The organism is Treponema sp. R80B11-R83G3, from assembly GCF_054786115.1.
On the sequence record NZ_BDHF01000426.1, the window covers coordinates 1 to 555 of the forward strand.

A 555-nucleotide genomic window follows, 5' to 3' on the forward strand; every position below is an offset into this window, starting at 1 on the left:
GTATATAAAAATCTTGCATGGTAATATTCGGTAATCGCATTTGAGTTAATGTATGATACCCTATGTCATTTCCGCGTTTCAACGCCGCTCTTGAAAAATACGAGTTTGTTTTATATGTCCCCGTTACAAAAAAAGTAACCTTAGCGTTATAACGGTCCAATAATCCAACATAATATTACCATGATATATAATAATGATCATCATTGGTATCTATAACATCATCCATTGTTACATCTTTCTCAAGAAACTCGGAGAACTGTTTTTCTTTTGAATAGGAAATCGTTACATTTCCACTTTTGTCAGCAGTTTTTTTAAGAACAATAATAATATTTTCTTGCAGTACATTTTCATCTTTGAAGTTATCTTTACGTGACTCAAAAATATGGAGGTGTTTTATGGTTGTAGTATTATACAACAACCGCCGGAATGGAAGAAAATAAAGTCCATTACAAAAACTGCGGGGAACAATAGCTGTTAATATGCCGTTATCCGCCAACATTTTTATTCCGATAGCTATAAACGCGCTATACGTATTAACAGTATCAATAGAAATAT

2 protein-coding genes are annotated in these 555 nt (G+C 32.4%); both read right to left on the reverse strand.

Features of this window, described 5'->3' with window-relative positions:
- On the reverse strand, positions 1–160 hold a 160-nt coding region (locus ACYVRH_RS14265; RefSeq protein WP_461257538.1), incomplete at its 3' end, for a polysaccharide deacetylase family protein.
- A gap of 15 nt (positions 161–175) precedes the next feature.
- Positions 176–555 (reverse strand): Eco57I restriction-modification methylase domain-containing protein (locus ACYVRH_RS14270; RefSeq protein WP_461257537.1); only part of this gene is annotated, 380 nt, incomplete at its 5' end.